The sequence below is a fragment of the Ruminococcus difficilis genome, from assembly GCF_016680995.1.
In genome coordinates, this window is record NZ_JAEQMG010000049.1 from 1 (window position 1) to 7,966 (window position 7,966).

Consider the following 7,966-nt stretch of genomic DNA (forward strand, 5'->3'; position numbering starts at 1 on the left):
CTAATCCCCTTGGCTGTGTTTTTGCTGTATCGCTTTGACTTGTTCCTGTGTAAGCGAAACAAGCACGCGCCCGTTGATATCGGTCTGATAATACAAATCCGTTTTGGGATCGCGGTATATCTTAGTAACCATTGACGCGTCTGCCGCGCAGGCTGCTTCGCCGATTTGCAGCAAGAGCTTCCAGTAGGGCTCCGCGCATTCTGGCGTCGCATCCGTCATGGGATATTCATCAATTATTTGACTGCTCCCTGCTTCCACATCAATGCCGCAGCTGCGCAGAAACTCTATGTAATCGGACTCCTTAACCGTTATTTCTTCATGAAACGTCTGCGAGGGGTGAGCGTTCATCCAATCCTGCAACGCCTGCAGACTATTCTGCCTGATAACTTCATCCGGAACGAAATCGTTCACGCCGAAATGCTCATAAGTATTTGAACCGTAATATTCAACGAACAGCTCAAAACCCTTGTCGGTCGATATTATCCGCGCGCCGGTTCCGTATAATCCGCATTCCCCCAACAGTGTAAGACTTTTCTTTCTTGAACCAGCCTCTTGCGGCGCAGGTGAGTTTTTCTTTTCGGCCAAAGCTTCGGAAACGACGGCTTTTTGGGGTTCAGGATGCTTTTCGGAAGATTCAGGCGGCTTTTCCCGAAACCAAGCGTATATCCCAAAGGGAATATAGATCAGAAGGAAAAGAAGTGATATCATCCAAAGCCCCGTTTTGACGGATACAATCAGAACAAACAAAAAAACAACCGCCGATAATCCACACCTCCAGCCTTTACCATTGTTTTCATTCATAATACTAACCTTGTATATCACGACCTCGCACCTCGATCTCGAAACGATGATGGATAAGAAATCGTTTACTGCCGAACAAAAGAAAATGTGCCGTGCGCTTCTGGAGGACAAGAACAATGTCCTTTGGCTTGATGTACTGCACGGCATATCGGGCGGCGCGAACAGCGATATTGTTAAGGTAGCGCAGGAACAGCTCGGTAATGTCGGTGGTCAGCCTTATTGGTCTTGGTATGGATTCAGCTCTCGCGTCGAGTGGTGCTGCTGTTTCGTCAGTTGGTGCGCCAATGAGTGCGGCTATATCGAGGACGGTATCATTCCGAAGTATTCCGTCGTCGATGACGGCGCTGATTGGTTCAAGGCGAAAGGTCAGTGGCTTGACAAGGACGAGGAACCGCAGGCAGGAATGATAATCTTCTTCGATTGGGCGTATGACGGTCTCGATGGCGGCGGCGATCATACAGGTATCGTCGAGAAAGTCGAAGGCGGCAGAGTTTACACTATCGAAGGCAATTCAAGCGACGCCTGTCAGGAAAACTCATATCCTATCGGTTATTATGAGATAAAGGGCTACGGCGCTCCGGCATACTAAAGCAAAAGATACCGTCCGTTTGGGCGGTATCTGATACATAACGTTGAAAGGAGCTTATTGAAATGATAGGCAAAAGAATTAGATTCATTCGTAAAAAGAGGAATATGACAATGAAGTATTTGGGTATGGCGGTAGGCTTGCCTGAGAACAACGCGGATATTCGTATCTCGCAGTATGAAAGCGGAACGAGAACGCCAAAAGACGATCTCTTATTCAAAATCGCTAACGAACTTGGTGTTTCTCCCGACACATTCTCCGTTCCCGATCTTGATACCATATCCGGCGTGATGCACACCTTGTTTATCTTGGAGGATTTATACAGCTTTCGCTTCACGCTTGAAAACTGCGCATCCGACAAACTGAAAATGGCAATTAACGAATGGCATAGGAAGTATGAAAGCTATTCTAAAGGCGAAATCAGTAAAGAACAGTATGACGATTGGAGATATAACTATAAATAGAAATCGCCGCCCATCAGGACGGCTTACATATTACTGCCCCTCATTTTCAATAGATTGAATGTGTCTGGGGGCATAGCCGATTATTCCAGAAAGCTGTTCCCTTGTCATTCCTCTGGCTTCACGGGCTTTTTGATTGCCTGTCCTATCGGAGTGAAATCGAAATCAAAATGATTGTTCCTTTCGTCCATTAGCTCACCACCTATACTCTGAAAATCTTACTCTTATATTTTACAGAGATGTGGCTTCCAGTTAAACGATGTGAAATCTCTTGTGATAGGAGATTCTAATTCTTATAAGTGGAAATAAAAAGGCTAAAATCCGATTTATTTGTAAACTTTTACTCGTATGGATTGACAACTAATCAGAATTAGCTTATAATAAAGAAGGCTAATTAGAATTAGCAAAAAGAGAGGTGCAGTATGACAACAAAACAAAAAATATTGAATGAAGCCCTATCACTCTTTTCAGAAAAAGGATATAGTGCGGTTTATGTCGGGGATATTGCCGAAGCGGTAGGCATTAAAACGCCGTCACTATATAAGCACTATAAAAACAAGCAGGACATTTTTAATTCCTGTGTTGAAGTTTTCTCGGAGCGCATGGGAAATATCAGAAACGATTTGCAACTGCCGGGAAGCAAGACAGCTTCCTTTTCTTATGAGACAGTTACCGAAGAACAGCTTATTGAGGTAGCAAATGGACTTTTTCTATTTTATTTACAGGATAATGTGGCAGCAAAATTCCGAAAAATGTTGATGATAGAGCGCTATCATAACCCAGAGCTTAATAAACTGTTTGAAGATTTGTTCATAGGTGGTGCTGTTGCCCACGAAGAAAAAATATTTTCTGACCTTATGGACGCCAAAGTTATTAAGAGGGATAACCCCCATATTATTGCGTTACGCTTTTATACCCCTATCTTTTATTTGTTGCAAAAATATGATATGCGCCCCAACGAGGTAGAGGAAGCAAAACAGGAACTCGCCTTAATGGTACAAGAGTTTTGTAAAACCTATAAGCGAAAGGGGCTGCGAGAATGAAAAAATCAACAGAAAAGGTTTGGTATAAGCGTATGTGGATATACATAACGGGTGGTATTTTACTTGTCCTTACAGTCTATCTGATTGTTCAAGGAATACGGTGTAATATGGCAGTAAAATCCAGCGAGGAGAGCCTTGCTGCTTATGGCGCAAAAACAGCTCATTTGAGTTATGGAGATATGAGCTATGTTGATAAGGGCAAAGGTGAAGTAATCTTATCTGTTCACGGCATTTTTGGCGGCTACGACCAAGCCTATAATACCTGTAAAGATTTCAGTGCTGATTACAGAATCATTGCGCCGTCAAGGTTTGAATATTTAGGTAGTGATGTTTTGGGTAATGGAACTCCTGCCGAGCAGGCAACGGCATATATAGAACTATTAGATGAATTAGGGATAGAAAAGGTGTATCTTTTGGCAACATCAGCAGGCGGAAGTATCGCAATCCGATTTGCTTTGGATTATCCAGAACGGACAAAGGGGCTGATTTTATATTGTTCTGCAATGCCACTCACAGAAAAGCCCGAAAGCTATGCCGAATATGCAGGACCGCCTGCGTTCTTATGCAATGATTATGCAATGTTTTTGATTAGCCCATTGTTTGAGCCAATCATGGGAATGGAACCGTCTACAATTTACAGTATGCTTCCTGTCAAAGATAGGAAAGACGGTGTGATACTGGACGCTTCCATTACAAATCCCGACATGGCAAGAAACTTTGAAGATTATCCTATTGAAGATTTAGGGGTTCCGACTTTGATTTTTCACGCTAAGGACGATAAACTGGCAAGCTATACTGATACAGAAAAGGTAATATCACGGTTTCCAAACTGCACATTTATTTCATTTGAAAGCGGAGGTCATTTGCTAACAGGTCATGGTGAAGAAATTAAAAAGGCTGTTGCTGAATTTATATCAGAATAGCAATGCACAGATGTTGTTTTCAGCAGGAGGTAGCTGCATGAACGCAATAGAATGGGTACAAACCCTAATGAATACATTTATAGCGAGGTGGTGTTGATGATTGAAGTGTCGTGAGTTTGTCTAAGCCAGAACAGCGTTGTCTATTGTTTTCATATCTTTCTCCTTTGTTATCATTAAAAATTTGTTGTTCTGTTTCATCTGTTTCGATTCGTTGTTGAACGAGCTGTTCCGACATATTAACCCCTCCTTTCAAGAAAAATAAAAACCGGTCAGAAGCTTTGGAAAGCACAGACTCAACAATCTGATCGAGCAGGCGAGAGGATACAAAAAGTCAAAACAGCGTGACGCACGCTAATATATTATGAAAGGTTGATGAACAATGGAAAAGAGAATTTACGACAAAAAGACAGGCATTCACTACGAGCTGCAAGGCGATTATTATCTGCCGTGCTTGAAGCTGCCCGAACAGCCAAAGGTAGAAATCGGCATTTGGGGCAAGCGGCATTTACGCTACATCAAGCAACACCACAAAATCCGCTATACCAATCTGCTGACAAGCTGTAAGCTCACCGCCTACCTCGCCGACATCGACGAGCAGGCAGAGGATATGTTCTTTCGGTTAGTAAAACAACTTGCCGAAAAGGAAGGTGTAACCGAACAGCTCAAAGCAGAAAACCAAATGCTGTGGGTGAAGCGAATGAACAATATCCGCAACCGTGCAACGGAAATCATAAACGCAGAGTTGATTTACTCCTAAAGGCAACGCCGTCAAGTAGGATGATTCCTGCTTGGCGGCTGTTTTTGGTTTATCGGTATTGAAAGATTTATATTTTTGTATTATAATTAATATGGGTTAGGTTAATTATTTACGGAATAGAGACGTGTATTATGAAGCTTCTTGATTATGTTATTAACAAGACAAATGAATATATTGAAAATATGCCTAAGTCATTACGCAAGCGTTATGGACAGTTTTTTACCAGTAAAGAAACTGCTTCGTTTATGGCAGGCTTATTTGTATTGCCATCTAATAAGCAAAGTCTGAAAATATTGGACGCAGGTGCCGGATCAGGTATTCTTTCCGTAGCATTGATCGAGGAATTGCATTCTCATAACCAAATCAATCATATTGAGCTTGTTTGTTATGAAAACGACACTAATATTATCACTCTTCTGGAAGATAATCTTAATTGGGTTTCAAAGCATTCTAACATAGATGTTGATTACGAGATACGAACAGAGAACTATATTACAAGTCAAGTCTTTGAATATAACAATTGGCTTGGCGCAAATCCTACACCGGAAAAATTTGATTTAATTATCGGCAATCCTCCATATATGAAGATTGGAAAAGATGCACCAGAAGCAAAAGCTATGCCTGATGTATGTTATGGCGCGCCCAATCTGTATTTTTTGTTTACTGCTATGGGGGTTTTCAATCTTAAGCCAAACGCAGAGATGGTTTATATTATTCCTCGTTCTTGGACATCGGGAGCATATTTTAAAAAATTCAGGCAAAAGCTTCTGAATGAATGTGTTTTAGAGCATATTCACCTATTCGAAAGTCGAGATAAGGTTTTTGATAAAGAGAGCGTATTGCAGGAAACTATTATCATAAAGATAAAAAAATCAAACGAAAAGCTTGAGAAAGTCTGTATTACAACGACGCAAAGCAGTCGGGATTTTGAAAGTATATCAACATTTTGGGCACCATACGATACAATTGTCTCGGGCGCAGATAAATATGTATATTTAGCGACTAATTCCTCTGAAATCAAAACATTAGAATTAGTAAATACTTGGTCTTATACTCTGCCAAAGTTGGGAATACCAATGAAAACAGGATTGACTGTAGATTTCAGAAACCGAGAAACATTAAGAAATAAAGCTGAGGATAATGCAGTTCCGTTGTTCTATTCACAGCATATACAAAATGGCAAAGTAATTTTTCCTATCGGTAAAGAAAACGAGTATATCGTTACTGACAAACAAGGTTTATTACAAGATAATGCAAACTATCTGTTTGTAAAACGCTTTACAGCGAAAGAAGAACACAGAAGACTTCAATGTGGTGTTTATTTATCGAGAGTTTATCCTAAGTATAAACAAATCAGTACGCAAAACAAGATAAACTTTATCGGTGGATTAAGGAATCTATCTGAGTGTATCATTTACGGACTATATGTTCTATTCAATTCTACGTTATACGACGACTATTATCGTATATTGAATGGATCGACACAAGTCAATTCCACAGAGATTAATGCAATGCCTGTTCCTCCTATGGATGTGATTGAGTCAATGGGTAAAAATTTGATTGCCGAACACGATACTTCGGTGCAATCGTGTGATAAAATATTAAGGAGTTTTATTTGTGAAACGGATAGAGGAAGCAAGAGATATTTTGAAAGAATTGCAAGTGCCGGTTAAGCAGCAGTCTGATATGTGCTGTTATGTTTTATTGGCAATGGCACAGATAAACAAAAAACAAGCTTGGTCTGAAGCTACAAATAACTGGATTCGTATTCACGATATTATTGGTTATATAAAAGAGCAATATGACGTTGAATATGCTGAAAACAGTCGTGAAACTATCCGAAAACAAGCATTACATCATTACAGAAATGCAGCCTTTATCGAGGATAACGGAAAAGCGACCAACAGTCCAAATTATCGTTATCGGTTAACAGATGAAATGCTTGCAGTAATTCAAACATACGGAACCGTTTGGTGGCAATCTGAAAAAGAGGCTTTCCTTTCCAACCACGAGTCTTTAGTTAGTCAATATTCATCAAAACGTGAGCTCAGAAAAATGCCTGTTAGAATTAATGGAATAGATTTCACATTCTCGCCGGGAAAACATAATCAGCTTCAAAAAGCAATAATTGAAGAATTTGCTCCAAGATTTGCACCAAATGCGGAATGCTTATATGTTGGTGATACTACTGAAAAAGACCTTGTTAAAAACATAGAAAAGCTCAAGGAGTTAGGCTTCGAAATAACTTTGCACGATAAAATGCCGGATGTTGTTCTATATTCGGAAGAAAGAAATTGGATTTATTTTATTGAATCGGTCACATCTGTAGGTCCTATGGATCCAAAACGAATTATTGAGATTAACGAAATGACTGCCGATATATCTTCTGGTAAAATCTTCGTTACGGCTTTCCTTGATTTCAAAACATTTAAAAAGTTTTCCGAAACACTTGCTTGGGAAACAGAAGTGTGGATTGCCGATATGCCGGATCATATGATTCACCTGAATGGTGATAAGTTTTTGGGACCGAGATAAATTCGATTTTTAGCAACTACAAGAGGTTTTATAATGGAAAAAATATGTAAAATAGTTTATTTTGATGAAGAGTCCATAACCGACTATGTTCAGATAGTTGCAGGAGGGGAGCTTGAGTCCACCACTGAGCTGTTACGATCAAGAGATGCTAGTGAGGGTCAGAGTGGTAATGCAAAAGGTAAGGCAGGAATCAGCGGCGTTTTTAAAGCTCTTCTTGGGTGGGAAGCAAGCGCTTCTGCGGAGGTGTCAGCAGGTCTAACCTTTAATACCAATAAAATGGTTAAGAATATTGTTAAAAATACCATACTTACAGATTTTCTTAATACTATAGAAGGTGCGACAAAAGAAGGCTCGACAAAAAGTCAAGCAGTTTCACGCCTTCCAAAAGGAACTATAAAAAAATTCAAAGGTTATCGAATATCTACCGTAGAAAACTCCTTATCATACATAGTGATGGTTTCTCCATATTTAAGTATGTTTAAGAATGGTACTTCAATACCCGCTGGTGAATATAGCATTGCTATAGAAAAATTAGATACTGTATTAAAAAACGCAAAGGGTTACTATGAATTTGTCGGAACAAAAGGAAATAGTCGTGTAATACTTCGATTTAATATTAATTCTTTTCGAAACGGATATACAATTAGCGATTTATTAAAAATGGATTTGAGCGTTTATGCTATTAAAGTTGGAAAAACCTCACTTGATAATCTGGATGTGAATAAAGAATTGGGAATGAATGTTTCTATTATTCCCAAAGATAACCCATCATATAATGATAATTCAGAAAAAGATGAAGCGAAAACTGATAGCCCTGTTCTTGATGTGTTCGATGTATTGCTAGCTGGAGTGGAAGCGAA

Annotated in this window: 11 protein-coding genes; 8 read left to right on the plus strand and 3 right to left on the minus strand. The window is 39.7% G+C overall.

Features of this window, described 5'->3' with window-relative positions:
* Entirely contained in the window at positions 1–801 is an 801-nt protein-coding gene (locus JKK62_RS06605; protein ID WP_201427227.1) for a hypothetical protein, read from the minus strand.
* A gap of 10 nt (positions 802–811) precedes the next feature.
* Here JKK62_RS06605 and JKK62_RS06610 point away from each other — a divergent pair, with 10 nt between their 5' ends.
* Entirely contained in the window at positions 812–1,390 is a 579-nt protein-coding gene (locus tag JKK62_RS06610) for a CHAP domain-containing protein (RefSeq protein ID WP_243411776.1), read from the plus strand.
* 104 nt (positions 1,391–1,494) lie between these two features.
* Complete coding sequence (locus JKK62_RS06615; protein ID WP_243411777.1) at positions 1,495–1,851, plus strand: helix-turn-helix domain-containing protein; 357 nt, start codon at positions 1,495–1,497, stop codon at positions 1,849–1,851.
* 30 nt (positions 1,852–1,881) lie between these two features.
* Here JKK62_RS06615 and JKK62_RS18060 read toward each other — a convergent pair whose 3' ends face one another.
* Positions 1,882–1,959: a hypothetical protein gene (locus JKK62_RS18060; protein ID WP_436286299.1), complete on the minus strand. Its 78-nt coding sequence runs from the start codon at positions 1,957–1,959 to the stop codon at positions 1,882–1,884.
* A gap of 311 nt (positions 1,960–2,270) precedes the next feature.
* On the opposite strand from JKK62_RS18060, the gene JKK62_RS06625 reads away from it, so the two are divergent.
* Together JKK62_RS06625 and JKK62_RS06630 are read left to right on the plus strand one after the other, a co-directional pair.
* Positions 2,271–2,891, plus strand: a complete 621-nt coding sequence (locus tag JKK62_RS06625) for a TetR/AcrR family transcriptional regulator (RefSeq protein WP_201427229.1) — start codon at positions 2,271–2,273, stop codon at positions 2,889–2,891.
* Complete coding sequence (locus tag JKK62_RS06630) at positions 2,888–3,814, plus strand: alpha/beta fold hydrolase (RefSeq protein WP_201427230.1); 927 nt, start codon at positions 2,888–2,890, stop codon at positions 3,812–3,814. The genes JKK62_RS06625 and JKK62_RS06630 overlap by 4 nt, the downstream gene beginning before the upstream one ends.
* Before the next feature lie 64 nt (positions 3,815–3,878).
* On the opposite strand, the gene JKK62_RS06635 is transcribed toward JKK62_RS06630, so the two are convergent.
* Positions 3,879–4,049 carry a hypothetical protein gene (locus JKK62_RS06635; RefSeq protein WP_201427231.1) on the minus strand — a complete coding sequence of 57 codons (171 nt, stop codon included), beginning with the start codon at positions 4,047–4,049 and terminating at the stop codon, positions 3,879–3,881.
* Positions 4,050–4,193: 144 nt separating this feature from the next.
* Between JKK62_RS06635 and JKK62_RS06640 the strand changes: the two genes are divergently transcribed.
* From JKK62_RS06640 to JKK62_RS06655, 4 genes are all read left to right on the plus strand, one after another.
* Positions 4,194–4,571: a TnpV protein gene (locus tag JKK62_RS06640; RefSeq protein ID WP_201427232.1), complete on the plus strand. Its 378-nt coding sequence runs from the start codon at positions 4,194–4,196 to the stop codon at positions 4,569–4,571.
* A 131-nt stretch (positions 4,572–4,702) separates the two neighbouring features.
* On the plus strand, positions 4,703–6,244 hold the full coding sequence (locus JKK62_RS06645; protein ID WP_207752150.1) for an Eco57I restriction-modification methylase domain-containing protein: 1,542 nt from the start codon (positions 4,703–4,705) through the stop codon (positions 6,242–6,244).
* Complete coding sequence (locus tag JKK62_RS06650; RefSeq protein WP_201427233.1) at positions 6,189–7,106, plus strand: BsuBI/PstI family type II restriction endonuclease; 918 nt, start codon at positions 6,189–6,191, stop codon at positions 7,104–7,106. Before JKK62_RS06645 ends, JKK62_RS06650 begins: the two co-directional genes overlap by 56 nt.
* Before the next feature lie 33 nt (positions 7,107–7,139).
* On the plus strand, positions 7,140–7,966 hold an 827-nt coding region (locus JKK62_RS06655; protein ID WP_201427235.1), incomplete at its 3' end, for a DUF6414 family protein.

What these genes read in the sequence shown, in the direction of transcription:
- JKK62_RS06630 (WP_201427230.1), top strand. Translation starts at nt 2,888, where the DNA reads ATGAAAAAATCAACAGAAAAGGTTTGGTATAAGCGTATGTGGATATAC.
- JKK62_RS06605 (WP_201427227.1), bottom strand. Translation starts at nt 801, where the DNA reads ATGAATGAAAACAATGGTAAAGGCTGGAGGTGTGGATTATCGGCGGTT.
- JKK62_RS18060 (WP_436286299.1), bottom strand. Translation starts at nt 1,959, where the DNA reads ATGACAAGGGAACAGCTTTCTGGAATAATCGGCTATGCCCCCAGACAC.
- JKK62_RS06635 (WP_201427231.1), bottom strand. Translation starts at nt 4,049, where the DNA reads ATGTCGGAACAGCTCGTTCAACAACGAATCGAAACAGATGAAACAGAA.
- JKK62_RS06645 (WP_207752150.1), top strand. Translation starts at nt 4,703, where the DNA reads ATGAAGCTTCTTGATTATGTTATTAACAAGACAAATGAATATATTGAA.
- JKK62_RS06640 (WP_201427232.1), top strand. Translation starts at nt 4,194, where the DNA reads ATGGAAAAGAGAATTTACGACAAAAAGACAGGCATTCACTACGAGCTG.
- JKK62_RS06625 (WP_201427229.1), top strand. Translation starts at nt 2,271, where the DNA reads ATGACAACAAAACAAAAAATATTGAATGAAGCCCTATCACTCTTTTCA.
- JKK62_RS06615 (WP_243411777.1), top strand. Translation starts at nt 1,495, where the DNA reads ATGACAATGAAGTATTTGGGTATGGCGGTAGGCTTGCCTGAGAACAAC.